The organism is Croceitalea sp. W27, from assembly GCF_055693185.1.
The window spans coordinates 3,196,209-3,213,841 of record NZ_CM146327.1 but is presented as its reverse complement, the minus strand read 5'-3'; the positions used below and the strand labels follow the sequence as shown (position 1 = coordinate 3,213,841).

Annotated in this window: 18 protein-coding genes; 8 read left to right on the top strand and 10 right to left on the bottom strand. The window is 37.4% G+C overall.

What is annotated here, in order from left to right; genetic code table 11:
* The first annotated feature begins 4 nt into the window (after nt 1-4).
* Complete coding sequence (locus ACZ1GR_RS14515; protein ID WP_377767130.1) at nt 5-172, top strand: DUF6747 family protein; 168 nt, start codon at nt 5-7, stop codon at nt 170-172.
* Nucleotides 173-271: 99 nt separating this feature from the next.
* Here the strand turns inward: ACZ1GR_RS14515 and ACZ1GR_RS14510 are convergent, their stop codons facing one another.
* A complete protein-coding gene (locus tag ACZ1GR_RS14510; RefSeq protein WP_377767132.1) occupies nt 272-661 on the bottom strand; it encodes an ankyrin repeat domain-containing protein in 390 nt (129 codons plus the stop codon).
* 210 nt (nt 662-871) lie between these two features.
* Here ACZ1GR_RS14510 and gpmI point away from each other — a divergent pair, with 210 nt between their 5' ends.
* A complete protein-coding gene (gene gpmI / locus ACZ1GR_RS14505) occupies nt 872-2,374 on the top strand; it encodes a 2,3-bisphosphoglycerate-independent phosphoglycerate mutase (RefSeq protein WP_472609623.1) in 1,503 nt (500 codons plus the stop codon).
* Between the two features lie 49 nt (nt 2,375-2,423).
* Nucleotides 2,424-3,227: a type I methionyl aminopeptidase gene (map, locus tag ACZ1GR_RS14500; RefSeq protein WP_472609622.1), complete on the top strand. Its 804-nt coding sequence runs from the start codon at nt 2,424-2,426 to the stop codon at nt 3,225-3,227.
* 7 nt (nt 3,228-3,234) lie between these two features.
* Here the strand turns inward: map and ACZ1GR_RS14495 are convergent, their stop codons facing one another.
* Entirely contained in the window at nt 3,235-4,455 is a 1,221-nt protein-coding gene (locus ACZ1GR_RS14495; protein ID WP_472609621.1) for a carboxypeptidase-like regulatory domain-containing protein, read from the bottom strand.
* A 124-nt stretch (nt 4,456-4,579) separates the two neighbouring features.
* Here ACZ1GR_RS14495 and ACZ1GR_RS14490 point away from each other — a divergent pair, with 124 nt between their 5' ends.
* Complete coding sequence (locus tag ACZ1GR_RS14490) at nt 4,580-5,344, top strand: class I SAM-dependent methyltransferase (protein WP_472609620.1); 765 nt, start codon at nt 4,580-4,582, stop codon at nt 5,342-5,344.
* On the opposite strand, the gene ACZ1GR_RS14485 is transcribed toward ACZ1GR_RS14490, so the two are convergent.
* The 8 genes from ACZ1GR_RS14485 to ACZ1GR_RS14450 all read right to left on the bottom strand — a co-directional run bounded on the left by ACZ1GR_RS14485 (nt 5,345) and on the right by ACZ1GR_RS14450 (nt 12,882).
* Nucleotides 5,345-6,355 carry an FAD:protein FMN transferase gene (locus ACZ1GR_RS14485; protein ID WP_472609619.1) on the bottom strand — a complete coding sequence of 337 codons (1,011 nt, stop codon included), beginning with the start codon at nt 6,353-6,355 and terminating at the stop codon, nt 5,345-5,347.
* Nucleotides 6,356-6,365: 10 nt separating this feature from the next.
* Nucleotides 6,366-6,734, bottom strand: coding sequence for a Na(+)-translocating NADH-quinone reductase subunit F (locus ACZ1GR_RS14480; RefSeq protein WP_472609618.1), 369 nt, complete (start codon nt 6,732-6,734; stop codon nt 6,366-6,368).
* Between the two features lie 71 nt (nt 6,735-6,805).
* Entirely contained in the window at nt 6,806-8,113 is a 1,308-nt protein-coding gene (gene nqrF / locus ACZ1GR_RS14475; protein ID WP_377767143.1) for an NADH:ubiquinone reductase (Na(+)-transporting) subunit F, read from the bottom strand.
* A gap of 3 nt (nt 8,114-8,116) precedes the next feature.
* A complete protein-coding gene (gene nqrE, locus ACZ1GR_RS14470; RefSeq protein WP_377767144.1) occupies nt 8,117-8,854 on the bottom strand; it encodes an NADH:ubiquinone reductase (Na(+)-transporting) subunit E in 738 nt (245 codons plus the stop codon).
* A gap of 10 nt (nt 8,855-8,864) precedes the next feature.
* Nucleotides 8,865-9,512, bottom strand: coding sequence for an NADH:ubiquinone reductase (Na(+)-transporting) subunit D (locus tag ACZ1GR_RS14465; RefSeq protein ID WP_377767145.1), 648 nt, complete (start codon nt 9,510-9,512; stop codon nt 8,865-8,867).
* Nucleotide 9,513: 1 nt separating this feature from the next.
* Entirely contained in the window at nt 9,514-10,266 is a 753-nt protein-coding gene (locus ACZ1GR_RS14460) for a Na(+)-translocating NADH-quinone reductase subunit C (protein ID WP_377767146.1), read from the bottom strand.
* Between the two features lies 1 nt (nt 10,267).
* A complete protein-coding gene (locus ACZ1GR_RS14455) occupies nt 10,268-11,527 on the bottom strand; it encodes an NADH:ubiquinone reductase (Na(+)-transporting) subunit B (RefSeq protein WP_472609617.1) in 1,260 nt (419 codons plus the stop codon).
* 2 nt (nt 11,528-11,529) lie between these two features.
* Nucleotides 11,530-12,882 (bottom strand): Na(+)-translocating NADH-quinone reductase subunit A, encoded by a 1,353-nt coding sequence (locus ACZ1GR_RS14450; protein WP_472609616.1) that lies wholly within the window; start codon nt 12,880-12,882, stop codon nt 11,530-11,532.
* A 152-nt stretch (nt 12,883-13,034) separates the two neighbouring features.
* Between ACZ1GR_RS14450 and ACZ1GR_RS14445 the strand changes: the two genes are divergently transcribed.
* The 4 genes from ACZ1GR_RS14445 to pruA all read left to right on the top strand — a co-directional run bounded on the left by ACZ1GR_RS14445 (nt 13,035) and on the right by pruA (nt 17,598).
* On the top strand, nt 13,035-14,279 hold the full coding sequence (locus ACZ1GR_RS14445; RefSeq protein ID WP_472609615.1) for a type IX secretion system plug protein: 1,245 nt from the start codon (nt 13,035-13,037) through the stop codon (nt 14,277-14,279).
* A gap of 27 nt (nt 14,280-14,306) precedes the next feature.
* Entirely contained in the window at nt 14,307-15,518 is a 1,212-nt protein-coding gene (locus ACZ1GR_RS14440) for a DUF3667 domain-containing protein (RefSeq protein WP_472609614.1), read from the top strand.
* 2 nt (nt 15,519-15,520) lie between these two features.
* Nucleotides 15,521-15,907, top strand: a complete 387-nt coding sequence (gene apaG, locus ACZ1GR_RS14435) for a Co2+/Mg2+ efflux protein ApaG (RefSeq protein WP_377767151.1) — start codon at nt 15,521-15,523, stop codon at nt 15,905-15,907.
* Nucleotides 15,908-15,969: 62 nt separating this feature from the next.
* The gene (pruA, locus tag ACZ1GR_RS14430; protein WP_472609613.1) at nt 15,970-17,598 is read left to right on the top strand and encodes an L-glutamate gamma-semialdehyde dehydrogenase; all 1,629 of its coding nucleotides are present in this window, start codon (nt 15,970-15,972) and stop codon (nt 17,596-17,598) included.
* Nucleotides 17,599-17,633 lie beyond the last annotated feature (35 nt).

Genomic DNA, 17,633 nt, shown 5'->3' with positions numbered 1-17,633 from the left:
ACTAATGGGAACACTTACACATTTTAAAAGCCTTTATTCTGAGGCATTTGCAAATTGCAAACCAGAATTTTTGGTCATCATATTAAAAGCTTATTCTGCATTTTGTGCAGTTATGATTTCTATGGCACTATATGCATTTTTATATCGTGCTTTTACCGGTTTTGAATTTTAAAAATCAAGAAAATATATTTACTCTTTTACTTGAACACTATAAGGTAAATGAAAAACCCATTGCGCTGCAATGGGTTTTTTGATGAAATGAATAAACTCCTTATCCTTTCATAGCTACTTTTAATACCTTTAATGCTTCCATAGCATTTGATAATTCTGCGTACTTTTTAACAGTATACCCTTTATCACAGCGTGCTTTGAGATCGGCCCCATTGTTAATGAGCACTTTCAAAATTTCTGGTTTATTGTAACGAGCCGCAAAATGAGCTGGTGTCATACCCAGAGATTTTTTGTTTACATCTTCGCCAAGGTCAATTAATTTTTGAACAGTTTCAAGGTCTCCTTTCATAATTGCCTTACAAAAAGAACTTAGTTCAAGATTTGTAGAAACCTCAGTATTCAAAACTGGGTCATTGTTTGTTTCATTGGCATAAATGCCGGTTACTGCGCAAGAAATTGCAACAGCGATAGTTAGGATTGTTTTTTTCATGATGAATGAATTTTGATTAATGAAATGATTATAAATTATATTGATATAAATATAGACTGCGTCGATAATGGATTGTTACAGGATTAACACTTAAATAACTAAACTTTAACAAGGCCATATTTTTTAACATAAATATTTAACAAATTCGCATTAAAAAAAACGCAACAAGTATTATCAGAGGCTTTATTTTTGATAATTCAAAACCATAGCATGAACAAAAAAGTTATCCTTATGATTCTAGATGGATGGGGCAAATCTCCTAATCCTGAAGTTTCGGCAATAGAAAATGCCAATACACCATTCGTCGACGCTCTTTACAAATCATACCCTAATTCCGATTTATTAACCGATGGTATGAACGTTGGGCTACCTGAAGGGCAAATGGGCAATAGCGAAGTAGGTCATATGAATTTGGGGGCAGGCAGAATAGTCTATCAAGATTTGGCTAAAATTAATAAAGCTGTTAAAGAGGATACCTTAAAAGATGAAACTGTTTTAAAAGAGGCTTTTGAATATGCCAACAAAAACGATAAGCCAGTCCATTTTCTCGGTTTGGTAAGTGATGGTGGTGTTCATAGTCATATCAGCCATTTAAAGGCTCTAATAAACGCTGCAGAAAGTTATGGTGTAGAAAAAGCCTTTGTACATGCATTTACTGATGGGCGCGATGTTGACCCAAAAAGTGGTAAAGGTTTTCTAGAAGATCTTTCAAAATTCTGTAGCACCAAGAATACAAAGCTAGCATCGGTTGTTGGACGCTATTTTGCAATGGACAGGGATAAGCGTTGGGAACGTGTTAAAAAAGCCTATAATCTTTTGGTAAACGGAATTGGCATCTTCTCAGACGATATTTCCACTGCTATGGAAAAAAGCTATGCAGACGGTAAAACGGATGAATTCATAGAACCAATAATTCTGAACGAAGAGGGAAAAATAAATAAAGATGATGTTATTATTTTCTTCAATTTCAGAACAGATAGGGGTCGAGAATTGACACAGGTCTTAAATCAAGAAGATTTCCCGGAACACGATATGAAGAAGCTTGATTTGTATTATGTGACCATGACCAATTATGATGATTCTTTCAAAGGTGTCAAAGTAATCTATGATAAAGACAACATTGAAAATACCTTGGGAGAGACGATTGCCAAAGCTGGTAAAAAACAAATAAGGATAGCAGAGACTGAAAAATACCCTCATGTAACCTTCTTTTTTAATGGAGGGCGTGAAGAACCTTTTGAAGGCGAACAACGTATTTTATGCCCCTCACCTAAAGTAGCGACCTATGACCTAAAGCCCGAAATGAGCGCATATGAAATACGTGATGCCATTATTCCTGAATTGGAAAAAGGAGATGTAGATTTTGTATGTCTCAACTTTGCAAATCCTGATATGGTGGGGCATACGGGTAGTATGGAAGCTGCCATTAGGGCCTGTGAAGTAGTGGATGAATGCGCGAAAGCTGTTATTACCGCCGGTCTCAAAAATCATTACAGTACAATTGTCATTGCCGACCATGGCAACTGCGACACTATGATAAATCCTGATGGAAGCCCAAATACCGCACACACGACAAATCCTGTGCCCTTGATTTTAGTTGACAAGGATATTAAAGAAATTAAAAATGGCGTTCTTGGCGACATTGCCCCAACAATTCTAAAAATGATGGGAATCTCTCAGCCCGAATTAATGACACAAAAAGCACTGGTTTAGGCATTAATAATCGTAATTGATTAATGCAATTCCTCTTATCTTTGCGGCTATGATTAAAATCAAAACGGCAGAAGAGATTGAACTCATGCGCGAGAGTGCATTGGTAGTTTCTAAAACCTTAGGCATGATCGCCTCTGAAATTAAGCCTGGAGCAAATCCGTTAAAGCTAGATAAACTTGCTGAAGAATTTATTCGGGAACAAGGTGCCGAACCAGGTTTTTTAGGCATGTATGATTTTCCTAATACACTAAACTGGAGCCCAAACGCGCAGGTAGTTCATGGTATTCCAAATAACGATGAGCTAAAGGATGGCGACATCATTTCAGTAGATTGCGGTGCTTTAAAAAATGGCTATTACGGAGATCATGCCTACACCTTTGAAGTTGGCGAAGTAGCCCAAGAAACCAAGAAGCTTTTAAAGATTACCAAAGAATCCCTGTATGCAGGAATACGTGAATTCAAACTTGGCAATCGTGTTGGTGACGTTGGTTATGCCATACAAAATTATTGTGAAAATCAGGGTTACGGCATTGTACGTGAATTGGTGGGTCATGGACTAGGTAAAGAACTTCATGAAGACCCTCAAATGCCAAATTATGGCAAAAGAGGTCGAGGCAAAAAATTTGTTAATGGTATGGTCGTTGCCATAGAACCTATGGTAAATATGGGTACGAAACGCATAAAACAACTTAGGGACGGATGGACGATTTTAACAGCCGATGGACAACCTAGTGCACATTTTGAGCATGACGTTGCATTAATAGATGGTAAACCGGAGCTTCTTTCTACTTTTAAATACATTTATGAAGCTTTGGGCATTACCTCGCGCGAAGAAGAGGAATTTGCAAGTTAAAACATCTTTAATTTCCTTTGAAATAAGTTCCAAAGGCATTCTCTTTTTCAAACGAGGATATGATTAAGTTTTCTCTTTCTGTTCGATAAATAACTGGATTATCTCTCCAAAAACGGGGCTTGTACTTAGCTTTTTCAAAATTTCTTACATCTTCAAGCTCCAAACTTGAAGTTCTAAGCTTTTTATGCGGTCTTATTGCATTTTTGTATATAATAAATTTTGAAGCCACCCTACAAGGAAATACTACATCATTTTCAATAAAATCATAGAAGTATTCTACATTTATAAAATCTAAGTGTCCTGTTATTTCAGAATAGTTAAACTGTAACTTGTGTCGAGCATTATCAATTGCCAATTTTTTATCTCCTTTATAATTAGATAGATCATCAGAGCCCAAAGCGTGGTCAATAAAAACGGTATACTGAACAAGTTTTTTTTCAGAGGGTATATATACAAAACTCCCATAACTGTTGATTGGGTTTGTTATATCATCGTCGGGTTCAAAATGTATTACATGATATGTACTTTTATTTTTTTGATAACTTTTTTCAATATAAAACTGATAGTTTTTAATAAAACTTTCCCCAAATGGCTTGCCTACGGTAACCTCATTAGTTTTAAGTACAGGCGAATATAGTTGAGGGGTTAACGTTAGAGAGGAAAAATTTGAATGGATCAAAAATAGTGAGGTAGAATCACTCCTTTTTCTTGCAAATCTTGCCTGGTCTATTTTAATTTTATCTATTCCATTTTTAGAGTGCGTTATTTTATAAAAAGCCTCTATCCATTCCGTTGCTACAGTATCTTTAAATGAAGTTTGTCTATAGAATGCATAACTATTTTTAATCTGACTTTTTTTTAGGGTTTCCATGATATCCATAATCATTTCGGATACTCTATCATTTGTAACCGTAACTCCTTGTAATTCTAACAAATTCGGTTTTAAATACAGTGTATCGGAATAGTTTATAGAAAACTCTTTGACAGACAATTCTAATGCTTCATATCCTATATGGGATATTCTCAAAGAATCTTTTTCATTTGATGAGTTTATTATCTTAAACCTTCCCTCTTCATTGGTTATAGTGCCATGATTACCTGACAAACTTTGAACATGAACATCTGCAATACCAACTCCTGTTATACTATCCAAAACTACACCTTCGACACTTTGAGAAAATGAAAGCGTAATTGAGAAGAAAAAAATTAAAATGAGCTTATTCTTCATATTATGAAATAACCATTAACGTTAATTTAAAAAAGTGTAGTCAAATACATCACCATATTTAACTCAAACACTTATTTTTGGGCAAAAATCGTGCCTTCCCAAGTTTTGTATAACTTTCTTTGTTATGTCCAAAATCTTTAAATCCATTTTAAATTTAGTTCCGAGGCCTTGGCTTATTAGCTTAAGCTATTGGATAAGACCCTTTTTGGCCCTTTACTATCGTGGCAAGACTTATATTGACCCTATAGATGGAAAGGGATTTCGTAAGTTTTTACCTTACGGATACGAAAATCCGAGAGAAGGAGTTTTATCGCCTTCTACCCTATCATTAGAGCGCCATCGACTACTTTGGCTATATCTAAAGAACGAAACCAACTTTTTTAGCGCCCCACTAAATGTGTTACATTTTGCCCCCGAACAAGCATTTCATAAGCGTTTTAGGCAACTTAAGAACATCAACTATACAACTACAGACCTTAACTCGCCCATCGCAGACATTAAAGCAGATATTTGCAACCTTCCCTTTGACAATAACGCTTATGATGTCATCTTATGTAATCATGTTCTCGAACACATTCCCGACGACAGCAAAGCTATGCAAGAACTGTATCGTGTTTTAAAACCTGGGGGATTCGGCATTTTTCAAATACCTCAAGACTTGAATAGGGAAAAGACTTTTGAAGACGACTCGATTACCGACAAAAAGGAACGCGCAAAGATATTTGGCCAGTACGACCATGTACGTATATACGGCAGAGACTTTTTTGATAAGCTTCGAAGTATTGGTTTTAAGGTTGATGAAGTGGACTATACCGGCAAATTAAGTTCTGAGGACATAAATCGTTATCGTTTGGCAAAAGGAGAGATAATTCCTGTGGTGAGTAAATAATTACTTTGCCAGTATCGCCTCGAATCCTGAAGTCATGAAGTTTTTCATAGTACCCTCTTCATCCAAATAAATAATAAAGGCGTCCAACTCCTTTCGCTTAAGTTCTAACAAGGCTTTAGTATCATTTAAGTCCATTGCCATAAAAGCTGTGGCATAACCGTCGGCCTGTATGCAACTGTTTGCTACAACAGTCGCCGAAAGCACATTAGAATTTTTTGTGTAGCCCGTTTTTGGGTCAATGGTATGCACGTACTTTTCACCAGTTTCTGGGTCTATTCTAAACTTTCTATAATTTCCTGAAGAAGCCAAGGCTTTATCTTTTAAGTTAACCACAGCCGCGGACCCTCTTTTCATAAAATTATTAGGCTTATCTATACCAACTGTCCAGGGCTTGCCAGAGATTATATTAGTTCCTTTTGCAAGAACCTCCCCTCCTACTTCAACCAAATAGTTTTTTATCTGATGTTTGTCAAGCATTCTTCCCAAACGATCAATGGCATAACCTTTGGCAATGGCATTAAAATCGAACTGTATTTCGGGTTTGCTTTTTGTAATTCTAAAATCTCTTGTTAATCCTATATGCCTCCAACCCACATATTGCATAAGACTATCTACCCTAGTACTGTCCATTTTCATTGTACTATCCTCAGGGCCAAAACCCCAAGCATCTACAAGAACACCGACGGTTGGGTCGAAATAGCCGTCCGTTTCTATATTTATTACCTGACTTTGAAAAAAAACGTCCCTAAACATTTGATCTACTATTACCGTAGTATCCCCACCGTTGATTTTCGAAATATCAGAATCAGGAATATAGGTAGACATTGATTTGTTGAATACGGTAAAAACAGAATCAATTTCGCGTTGAAAATCAAGTTCTTTATCAGATATATATTGAATTGCATAACTAGTCCCCAAAGCGGGACCAGTGTTCTGATTCTTCACTAAATTTGGCCTCGTTTCGCACCCAAACAAAATCAGCACTAGAACAACTAAAAGTATGTTTTTCATCTTCTCGCAGTTAAATTTCAATTAAACCTTCGTAATCAACGACATACTCCTCATTCAAATACACGGGCAGGTTATAATCAGACGCATTGACCAAACCGACGGCGGCATAAAAGGTTCTCGCCTCAAACTTTAAAGCATGGTCTTTCATTTTATTCAAGTCGGCCATAAAGAAATCCTTGTCCCTTGGGTCTCCAGGGTATTCAATGCTTTTGACCACTATAAAACTTAGCTTTTTATCTTTAGTACAAACAAATTGAGGATTCTTTTTCAACTCACTATTTACGGCTAAAAATTCGTAACCATTTTCTTCGAGTTGTTTCCCAACAATATTCATTGCCAAATTATGCAATTCTTGTTCCGTAAGTTCTCTTCGTTCCATATGTAAAAAGCCGATACGGGTTGTATCGGCTTATATTTAGATTCTTGTATAACAAGAATTATATTTACTATTTATCCACCGAAATCATCGAATCTGATATGCTCATCAGGTATCCCGAAATCTTCACCCATTTTTTGAACAGCTTTGTTCATTAATGGAGGACCACAGAAATACAACTCAATGTCCTCTGGAGACTCATGATGGTTCAAATAATGGTCTATTACACAATTGTGTATAAATCCGACAAAACCATCACCAGGGGCATCTATGCTCTCTTTAACCTTCCAATTATCTTCTTCTAAAGGCTCAGAAAGCGCTAAATAGAATTTAAAATTCGGAAACTCTTTCTCCAATTTATAAAAATGGTCTAAGTAGAATAGTTCACGTTTTGAACGACCACCATACCAATAGGTAACTTTACGATTTGTTTTTAAGGTTTTGAACAAATGATATAAATGTGAGCGCATTGGTGCCATACCAGCTCCACCTCCAACATATAACATCTCAGAATCAGACTCATTGATAAAGAACTCACCATAAGGTCCTGAAATTACCACATCATCACCAGGTTTTAAACCAAAAATATATGAAGAAGCTACACCAGGATTAACATCCATCCAACCATTCTTAGAACGATCCCATGGTGGCGTTGCAATACGAACATTTAGCATAATTTCTCTTCCTTCAGCAGGAAAAGAAGCCATAGAGTATGCTCTCTCTACCAGTTCTGGGTTTTTCATAACTAAGGGCCAAAGATTAAATTTGTCCCATTCTGCTTGAAATTTATCAGGTTTGTCATGCTCCTCAGGATGCGCGGTGATATCCATATCGGCGAATTTCACTTCACATTTTGGAACTTCAATTTGAATATACCCCCCAGCTTTATAGCCCATATCTTCAGGAATCTCAACAACAAATTCCTTAATAAAAGATGCCACGTTATAATTACGAACAACTTTAGCAGGCCACTTTTTAATACCGAAAACTTCTTCAGGAATGGTAATCTCCATATCCTGCTTTACTTTTACTTGGCAAGCCAAACGCGCTCCGTGCTGTAATTCTTTTCTTGAAAAATGTGGTGTTTCAGTTGGTAAAGCTTCCCCACCTCCAGAAAGCACGTGACACTCGCATTGGATGCAGGTACCCCCTCCTCCACAAGCAGAAGGCAGAAACACTTTTTGATTTCCTAGGGTAGATAATAACGTACCCCCTGAGGAAACCTCTATTTTCTTTTCACCATTGATAGTCAGTGTAACAGGGCCAGATGGTGATAATTTTTCTTTTGTAAACAATAGCAATGCAACTAGCATTAATAATAAAACTAGAAACGCAACTACTGTAATTAGTATAGTACCTCCCGTACTTGTAGCTAAAATCATTTGTTATTTGTTTTTAACCTCGTTATAAGAGATTGCTTTTTCATCTTCAATCTCCTTTTTAATTTCTTTTTCTTCAATTTTTTCTGCTGTAGTAGGGGCTGTTTCTTCAGGTGGCTCATTGTCACCAGTCAACATTCCCCCAAAACTTTGAAAACCGATACCCATTAATCCAGTAATGATAAAGGTGATTCCCAATCCTCTTAAAGGTGCAGGAACATTTGAATATCTAATTTTCTCACGAATAGCGGCGATAGCCAGAATCGCTAAAAACCATCCTATACCTGAACTAACACCATAATTAAAAGCTAAGCCCAAAGTTGGTATTTCTCTTGCCTGCATAAACAAAGAACCTCCAAGAATAGCACAGTTTACAGCAATTAATGGTAAGAAGATACCTAAGGAATTGTATAATGATGGCGAAAACTTCTCTACTACTATTTCTACCAATTGCACCATTGTGGCAATGGTCGCAATAAATAATATGAAAGATAGGAAGCTTAAGTTGTAATCTGCATATTCAGGGCCTAACCAAGCTAATGCACCATCTTGCAACAAATACTGATCAAGCAACCAATTTAAAGGCACCGTAACGGCCAATACAAAGATTACCGCGGCACCTAAGCCGACTGCGGTACTTACTTTTTTGGAAACCGCCAAATAAGAACACATTCCCAAGAAGACAGCAAAAACCATGTTGTCTATGAAAATGGATTTGAAAAATAATTCTACATGCTCTAACATAGTTCTTTATTTATGCTTCTTCGATTAATGCTTTATTTCTTGAACGTTGTACCCAGATAATAATTCCAACTACAATTAAGGCGGCAGGAGGAATAATCATAAAACCATTATTCTCATATCCGGTAGCGTACAATCCTGTTTTGGCAATTGGGTCACCGAAAACGGGATAACCAAGTAAAGTTCCGGTACCGAATAATTCCCTAAAAAAACCAACTATAATTAGTATTACCCCATAACCCAAGGCGTTACCAATACCATCCAAGAATGATTTCCAAGGACCGTTACCTAAAGCGAAAGCCTCAAAACGCCCCATAATAATACAGTTTGTAATTATAAGACCCACAAATACAGAAAGTGTCTTACTTAATTCGTAAGCAAAGGCTTTTAATACCTGGTCTACTATAATTACGAGGGTTGCAACGACGATTAATTGTACAATAATCCTAATTTTTGATGGTATAATGTTGCGCATCAAGGAGATAACAACATTACCTACACCAAGTACGAATATTACCGATATCGCCATTACGATTGAAGCTTTAAGCTCTGCCGTAATTGCTAAAGCCGAACAAATACCTAAAACTTGAATAGTAATTGGGTTATTATCGGCTAGTGGATCTAATATAAGATTTGCATCTTTTTTTGAAAGTAGCGCCATATTAATTGGTTCTAATCGTTTCTAGATAGGGTTTATATATGTTCAGTGTCTCTTTAATCATTGCAGCAACGCCATTACCTGTAATCGTTGCGCCTGCCAAAGCATCGACCTCGTTGTCTTCTTTATCATTATTCAACGGATCGTTGTTTCCTTTGGCAACAGCTATACCAGCGTATCGATTACCGTCTAATACTGATTCACCGATAAAATCATCCATAAAGTAGCGAAGCTTAATATTAGCTCCCAGACCTGGCGTTTCTCCTTTATGGTCAAAATAAGCGCCTTGAACAATCATATTCTCATCAAGGGACATAAAGCCCCAGATGGCATCCCAAAGCCCTTTTCCATACATTGGTAATATATAGAACTTTTTACCATTCTTTTCTCCAACAAATAATGGAAATTGAGCATCTCCACCATTCTTTAAAGCTGATAGTTGCTTTTTCATATCTATCAGATAGGCATCATTTTGCTCTTCTACACTACCATCGGGCGAAACCACCAATTGCTTTGTGATGAACTTCGTGAACTCACCTTCAACCTCGGTTGTAGGGATAAAATTAACACCACTGTCCTCAGTATTCTCGTTTACGCCCATGGCGTAAAGAATATTTTGTTGCTTTTCAAAACGTTCGTTTTCTCCAATCTTATCTTTTAAGCCAGAGGCCAAAAAGGCAAGAATAGACCCAACAACCACAACCATAATTATTGCAAAAATTACGGTATACGTGTTTTTCTCTGTGTTTACTGCCATGTTATACTGTTTCTACTTTTAACTCTTCTGCCTTACCATCAGATGGTTTTGGAAGAATAGTTGCGTTCTTTAATCGTTTCAAACGTTTTTTAACATTACCCTGAACCACGTAGTGGTCAATTGTTGGTGCAAAAACATTCATTAATAATATTGCCAAGAATACTCCTTCTGGATATCCAGGATTAAATACCCTAATCATTACCGAAATTAATCCTATCAAAAATCCATAAATCCATTTTCCTTTATTGGTCTGTGAACCAGTAACCGGATCCGTCGCCATATAAACGATACCGAAAGCGAGCCCCCCCACAATCAAGTGTTTCCAAAAATCGAAACTCATTAAGCCATAGAACTTGCTGTATTCAGGAATCCACTCCCAAGCAACCGCTCCATTAAATACTAGCCCCATAACCAAAGAACCGATAACAGCACTAAGCATAATCCTCCAACTGGCAATTTTGCTAAAGATTAAGAACAAACCTCCAAGAAGTATTAAAAATGTCGATGTCTCGCCAACGGAACCAGGAATAAAGCCAAAGAACATATCTGAAATAGAATATGAAAACTCACTTGTATTACCGGCCGCTAAATACCCTAATATGGTCTCACCAGAAATGGCATCGGGAGTACCTGCGAGATTAACTGCATCGTGTACCCAAACTTTGTCACCACTCATCCATGTTGGGTAAGCAAAGAACAAAAATGCCCTAATGGTCAATGCAGGGTTAAGGATATTCATACCTGTACCCCCAAAAACTTCTTTACCAATTACAACCCCAAAAGCAACGGCTACGGCCAGCATCCAAAGCGGTGTATCTACAGGTATAATAAGTGGCACTAGCATTCCGGTTACCAAATAGCCTTCTTCAACTTCATGTCCTTTTATTACTGCAAATATGAATTCAATCAATAAACCGACACCATATGAAACGACAACTAAGGGTAAAATGGTTATTGCGCCCAACCAGAAATTATCCCAAATAATAAAATGTTCGAATAAGGAAAATTCAGCCGGAAAGCCATTGATTGCCGAGTAATGCTGGTAGCCAGCGTTGAACATACCAAAAAGCAAACATGGCACCAAAGCCAAAATAACGGTATTCATCGTTCTTTTTAAATCATCCACAGCACGAACATGCCCCCCAGAATGGGTGGTTTCGTTCGGTGTGTATAAAAAGGTATGAAGGGCATTAAAGGCCGGAGCCATTTTTTTACCCTGATATTTTAATTTAAGCTGATGTAATTTTTCTTTCATGCCCATTTTTATCCAATTTCTTGATACATTAAATCGAGTCCTTCTCTGATTATCTGCTGGTGCGGTTGTTTAGAAATACAAATGAATTCAGTAAGTGCGAAATCTTCTGGAGCCACTTCATAGAGCCCCAATTGCTCCATTTCATCTAAGTCTTTAACCATACAGGCCTTTAAAAGCTGTAACGGGTAAATATCCAATGGAAAGACTTCCTCATACCTGCCTGTGACCACAAAAGCTCTATGCTCTCCATTGGTATTGGTATCTAAATCGTACTTCTTATTCTTGTTCAACCAAGAGAATGTTAATGCTCTTGTTGATGATATTTTATTAAAAACCGGTTTGTTCCATCCAAAGAATTCGTAGTCGTCACCTTCTGGGATAGCCGTAACCGTATTGTTATAAAAACCTAGGTAACCTTCTGGAGTCGTTTTTGCACCCGTAAGTACGTCTCCGTTTATTAGACGAAATTTATCTTGATTGACACCACTTGCGTACAAGAAGGTAGAAATTTCAGCACCTATTTTAGTGGTATAATATTTTGGCGCTTTTACCGATGAACCTGCAAGAGCGACCGTACGCTCAGCATTGAATTGCCCTGTCAAAAGATACTCTCCGATGATTACCAAATCTTGTGGTGCAACGGTCCAAACCGTTTCTCCTTTATTGATAGGATCGATTTTATTAATTTGGGTTCCTACCAAGCCTGAAGGATGAGGACCAGATACTTTATGTAGCGTAATACCGTTAACATTTGTAAAAGGCGATGTTTCGGTATTGCCAACCGAAACATGAACCTGCCCAGGCGTCATTTTAGCAAGTGCAGTGATTGCCGCTTGTATCTCCTTCTCTTTACCTCTTAGCACATAATCGGTTTCAGCAGCCAATGGTGCAGTTGCGTATCCCGAAATAAAAATTGCTTTTGGAGTAGCATCAGGATTAGCAACAATATCATAAGGACGTTGCTTTACAAATGCCCAACAACCTGATTGAAGCAGCACTTTTTTAATGGATTCGCCATCAACAGCATTCACATCGATGGCAGTGTCTTTTTGAAAGCTCTGTTCTTTATCTGCAAGAATCTTTATTGTCAATATACGCCGTCTAGCACCCCTTACAATCTCAACTATTTCTCCACTAACCGGAGAAACGAAGCGCATGTCTTCAATATTCTTGTTGTAAAAAATAGCTTCGCCAGCCTTTACCTCAGCTCCTTCTTTAACCAACATTTTTGGGGTAACTCCGTGAAAATCTTCTAGATTAAGGGCATAAACGTTGCTTAAAACAGCCTTAGATGTAGTTTGTTCAGCAGCCCCGACGAGGTTGATGTTCAACCCTTTTTTAATTCGGATGTCTTTAGACATATTATTGTGGACCTTTTGTTAACAAAATTGCATGCAAATTTACTACTAAAACAATAATTATTATAATTAATCGGCTATAAAATTGGTATTACATCGACCGAAATTTGTTGGGCATGCTTTTTGTTTACCTTTACCACCAAAATATGCTTTTAATGCGCTTTTTCATTAAACAGCTTTTGCTGATTTTTTTTACTTTAAATCTGGTTGCCCAAGTACAAGAAGAGGTCGAACCTCCCTATAACATCAAAACAATAGTCTTTAAAGGCCCAACAGAGGATCAATTTCCGGTGATTGAGTTGGGGGAACAATTACTTTTAGAGTTTGATGATATTACGGCCAACGAACAAGATTACTATTTTAAAATAGTACATTGCGATTATGATTGGACACCTTCCGAACTTTTAAAATCACAATACCTTATTGGCACCGACAACCAAAGGATCATAGACTATGAAAATAGTTTGACAACATTACAGCCCTACTCCAACTACAGGTTAACATTACCAAACGACCAGCTTAAATTCAGGGTTAGTGGCAATTATCTATTAGAAGTTTATAACATGGTGGGTGAATTACAGTTTTCACGAAGATTCATCATATACCAAAATGCAGTTACGGTCGGGGGTGTTGTAAAACGTTCTAGGGACTTTAATTTTCTGAACGAAAAACAGGTAGTTCAATTCAATATTAATACTTCGGGATTTGAAGTTGTAAACCCAAAAAAAGAGGTGAAAGTTGCTATTATTCAAAATTATTTTTGGCCAACGGCTATTTATAATATTAAACCTCAGTTTACTTTAGGCAATGAGCTTGTGTACAAATACGACCAAGAAACCAGCTTCTATGGCGGTAACGAGTATTTGAATTTCGACACAAAAGACCTAAGAGCTCCGTCAGCAGCGATTTCAAGAATAGATTTCAAAGAGCTGTACAATCATTATCTTTTCACCAATCAATATCGCTATGATAGGGAATATACCTATTTCCCAGATGTTAACGGTGATTTTGTGGTAAGAACCTTGCAGGGTGAAGATGTCTCTAGAGAAGCCGAATATACCAAAGTACATTTTAGTATTCCTTATAACCCAGAATTTGGTTTAGATGATGTCTATGTATTCGGAAAATTCAACAACTATGATTTAAGTGACGAGAATAAGATGGTTTACAATGAGGATACTGGGAATTTAGAACTGATGTATCCTTTTAAACAAGGTTTCTACAACTATAAATATGTTACGAAAAACAAAGAAGGTGTTGTAGACCTAAATAGCATTTCGGGCAACTCGCATTTTACCGAAAATAGTTATCTGATTTTGGTCTACTATCGAAACTTTGGCGATATGTACGATAGCATTATTGGTATTGGCACAGCAAATTCGAGAAATATCAGTAATTAAATTATCTTTAATCCCAGAACCAACCAAATGGACGAAGGGGAAGAAAAAGGCCTAATCAGCAGAGGGCGTTACGAACTGAAATTTAGGGGCACCGAATGTCTTAATTGCGGACATCCGTTGGGCATGAGCGATAAATACTGCCCAAATTGTGCTCAGGCCAATAGCACCAAAAAATTGACCATCAAAGACTTTTTTGACGAGTTTTTGTGCAACCTCATTAATTACGATTCTAAACTTCTTGCAACGCTTTACGCCCTGTTGGTCAAACCTGGCACCATAACACGAGATTATATAAAAGGGAAAAGAGTTTCGTATACCAACCCGTTTCGGTTTCTTTTAAGTTTGGCTTTTCTATATTTTTTAATGGTGAGTTATGGTGGGGCATTCTCGAATTTAGATGACCTAAAATTAGATGAGAAAATAAATCAAACTGGTCCTTTATCTTTTTCTTTTGATGGGGATAAGACGGCAGAAGAACGGAAAAAGGACAGTATTGAATCTGAAGTGAAATTGGATAAGCTTTTTAGGGGCTTAGATTCCATAAAAACAAATAATCCAGAAATCGACAAGGGCATACAGGGTCTGGATACCTTAGAATATTTTATCAAAGCGCAAGAACTAAAAGAAAAACAGAAAGATTCTTTTATGACTGCTGACCCGCGCAGTTATTTTCAAAGACTTAAGGAAGATCCAGATAGTGGCTTTTTAAAAAGAATGGAATTCTTTTTTGTTCAACTTCGTAATGATTCTATAACCAGTTATGCCGAAGCAAAAGCTAAATATGATATAGATGATTCTTGGAAAACAAAATTGGCCTTCAATGCTTCAAAGAGTAGTTTAAGGGCTTGGAGGCAACCCGGAACTTGGTTAAATGATACAATCGCAAAACTACCTTTTGTCATATTTTTCTTTTTACCCATCTTCACAATTTTCATTTCTGTGGTTTACATCCGTAAAAAATATACCTATACCGATCATTTGATCTTCAGTTTTCACAACCAGTCCTTATTATTTATCTTGCTCATCCTTAGTTGGATAATAGATTCAATTTTTGATTGGTCAACAGCGATAATATTCCTTTTAATTTTTGGAGTCTATCTTTTTCAATCAATGCGAAAGTTTTACAACCAAGGATTTTTTAAAACAAGCATCAAGTATTTATTTCTAAACTCGGTATTTACCTTTTTAGCCATAATTACGGTGTTATTATTAGGAATAGGAAGTGTATTTACATATTGAATATGATCACACAAGTAACCAAAGGAATTAAAGTTTCAGTGCAAACAACTTTTGAAGGCACCTTCTTCAAAAATTATAAAATGCACTATGCTTTCGGGTATACCATTACAATTGAAAATCAGAGTAAAGAAAGCGTTCAATTAACAGCACGCCATTGGGATATTTTTGACTCTCTAAAGGAAATGGAAACCGTAGATGGCGAAGGGGTCATTGGCAAAAAACCGGTAATTCAACCAGGTAAAGCGCACACTTATAGTTCTGGTTCACTTTTGGCTTCACCGATAGGTGCGATGAAAGGTTTTTACCAAATGGTAAATTTAAGTTCTACGGAAGAATTTCTAGTTGAAGTACCTACCTTTAAATTCGCTGCTCCTTTCGCGCTTAACTAGTCGCTTTTTAGCTTACCGTTTATTACCTTTGCCGGTATTATTTAATACTTAAATTTTCCGAAATGGGTAAAGGTTTTTTTCAAGTTCCAACCGCAATTAATGAACCGATAAAAAGCTACGCTACAGGAAGTCCTGAGCGCGAAGCTGTTCTTAAACAATACAAAACATATTACAATGGCCAAGTAGAAGTCCCATTATACATTGGCTCAGAGGAGATAAAGACGGGGGCAACAAAACCTATGTCTCCCCCTCATGACCATAAACACATTGTTGGCCATTACCATACTGCCGAAAAAAAACATGCAGAAAAAGCCATCGCCAACTGTTTGGCATCAAGAGAAGCTTGGGCTAACCTAACTTGGGAACAACGGGCGGCCATTTTCTTGAAAGCAGCTGAACTAATCGCAGGACCTTACCGTGCAAAAATAAATGCAGCTACGATGATGGCGCAGTCGAAGACCATTCATCAAGCCGAAATTGATGCCGCATGTGAGTTCATAGACTTTCTACGTTTTAATGTGGAATATATGAGCCAGATTTATGAGGAACAGCCAGATTCTGCAGAAGGTATCTGGAACAGGGTAGAATACCGCCCATTAGAAGGTTTTGTATATGCCATCACTCCTTTTAATTTTACCGCCATTGCTGGGAATTTACCTGCTAGCGCAGCAATGATGGGTAATGTTGTAGTATGGAAGCCAAGTGACAGCCAAGTATTCTCTGCCAAAGTAATTATGGACGTGTTTAAGGAAGCTGGGCTTCCCGATGGTGTTATTAATATGGTTATGGGCGACCCAGTTATGATAACGGATACGGTATTAGCCAGTCCTGATTTTTCAGGACTTCACTTCACAGGTTCTACCCATGTGTTCAAAGAATTATGGAAACAAATCGGAACGAACATCCACAACTATAAAACCTACCCAAGAATAGTTGGTGAAACAGGGGGGAAAGATTTCATCATTGCCCATCCATCTGCAAAACCTGCTCAGGTTGCAACGGCTATCACCAGGGGAGCATTCGAATTTCAAGGACAAAAATGTAGTGCAGCCTCAAGGGTGTATCTTCCAAAATCCACTGCTGACGAGATTCTAGGTCTGGTTAAAAAAGATATTGAAAGCTTCAATAAACCTGGCTCACCAGAAGATATGAGTAACTTTATCACTGCCGTCATACATGAAGGTTCTTTCGATAAGCTAGCGAGTTTTATAGACCAAGCCAAAGCGGACCAAGATGCAACAATATTTGCTGGTGGTAGTTACGACAAATCAAAAGGGTATTTTATAGAACCGACCGTAATCGTTGCAAATGACCCAAAATATACGACCATGTGCACCGAGCTTTTTGGCCCAGTAGTAACGGTTTATGTATATGAAGACAAAGATTGGCCAAAAACGCTACAATTGGTAGATGGCACATCTGAGTACGCACTTACAGGAGCCGTGCTCTCTCAAGACAGATATGCTATCGATGAAGCAACTAAAGCGTTGCAAAATTGTGCCGGCAACTTTTATATCAACGACAAACCTACTGGCGCCGTTGTTGGTCAACAGCCTTTTGGAGGTGCAAGAGCATCAGGAACAAATGATAAAGCTGGTTCTGCACAGAACTTGTTGCGTTGGGTATCGCCCAGATTAATAAAAGAAACTTTTGTAACACCCGTAGATTATAGATATCCGTTTTTAGGATAGTCAATTAAAAATCAACACATTTAAAAGTGCATTTG

Excerpts from the sequence above, each read along its gene's own strand:
- ACZ1GR_RS14490 (WP_472609620.1), top strand. The coding sequence starts at position 4,580 with ATGTCCAAAATCTTTAAATCCATTTTAAATTTAGTTCCGAGGCCTTGG.
- ACZ1GR_RS14465 (WP_377767145.1), bottom strand. The coding sequence starts at position 9,512 with ATGGCGCTACTTTCAAAAAAAGATGCAAATCTTATATTAGATCCACTA.
- ACZ1GR_RS14485 (WP_472609619.1), bottom strand. The coding sequence starts at position 6,355 with ATGAAAAACATACTTTTAGTTGTTCTAGTGCTGATTTTGTTTGGGTGC.
- pruA (WP_472609613.1), top strand. The coding sequence starts at position 15,970 with ATGGGTAAAGGTTTTTTTCAAGTTCCAACCGCAATTAATGAACCGATA.
- ACZ1GR_RS14510 (WP_377767132.1), bottom strand. The coding sequence starts at position 661 with ATGAAAAAAACAATCCTAACTATCGCTGTTGCAATTTCTTGCGCAGTA.
- ACZ1GR_RS14450 (WP_472609616.1), bottom strand. The coding sequence starts at position 12,882 with ATGTCTAAAGACATCCGAATTAAAAAAGGGTTGAACATCAACCTCGTC.
- ACZ1GR_RS14495 (WP_472609621.1), bottom strand. The coding sequence starts at position 4,455 with ATGAAGAATAAGCTCATTTTAATTTTTTTCTTCTCAATTACGCTTTCA.
- gpmI (WP_472609623.1), top strand. The coding sequence starts at position 872 with ATGAACAAAAAAGTTATCCTTATGATTCTAGATGGATGGGGCAAATCT.
- ACZ1GR_RS14460 (WP_377767146.1), bottom strand. The coding sequence starts at position 10,266 with ATGGCAGTAAACACAGAGAAAAACACGTATACCGTAATTTTTGCAATA.
- map (WP_472609622.1), top strand. The coding sequence starts at position 2,424 with ATGATTAAAATCAAAACGGCAGAAGAGATTGAACTCATGCGCGAGAGT.
- nqrE (WP_377767144.1), bottom strand. The coding sequence starts at position 8,854 with ATGTTAGAGCATGTAGAATTATTTTTCAAATCCATTTTCATAGACAAC.
- ACZ1GR_RS14480 (WP_472609618.1), bottom strand. The coding sequence starts at position 6,734 with ATGGAACGAAGAGAACTTACGGAACAAGAATTGCATAATTTGGCAATG.
- ACZ1GR_RS14515 (WP_377767130.1), top strand. The coding sequence starts at position 5 with ATGGGAACACTTACACATTTTAAAAGCCTTTATTCTGAGGCATTTGCA.
- nqrF (WP_377767143.1), bottom strand. The coding sequence starts at position 8,113 with ATGATTTTAGCTACAAGTACGGGAGGTACTATACTAATTACAGTAGTT.
- apaG (WP_377767151.1), top strand. The coding sequence starts at position 15,521 with ATGATCACACAAGTAACCAAAGGAATTAAAGTTTCAGTGCAAACAACT.
- ACZ1GR_RS14455 (WP_472609617.1), bottom strand. The coding sequence starts at position 11,527 with ATGGGCATGAAAGAAAAATTACATCAGCTTAAATTAAAATATCAGGGT.
- ACZ1GR_RS14445 (WP_472609615.1), top strand. The coding sequence starts at position 13,035 with ATGCGCTTTTTCATTAAACAGCTTTTGCTGATTTTTTTTACTTTAAAT.
- ACZ1GR_RS14440 (WP_472609614.1), top strand. The coding sequence starts at position 14,307 with ATGGACGAAGGGGAAGAAAAAGGCCTAATCAGCAGAGGGCGTTACGAA.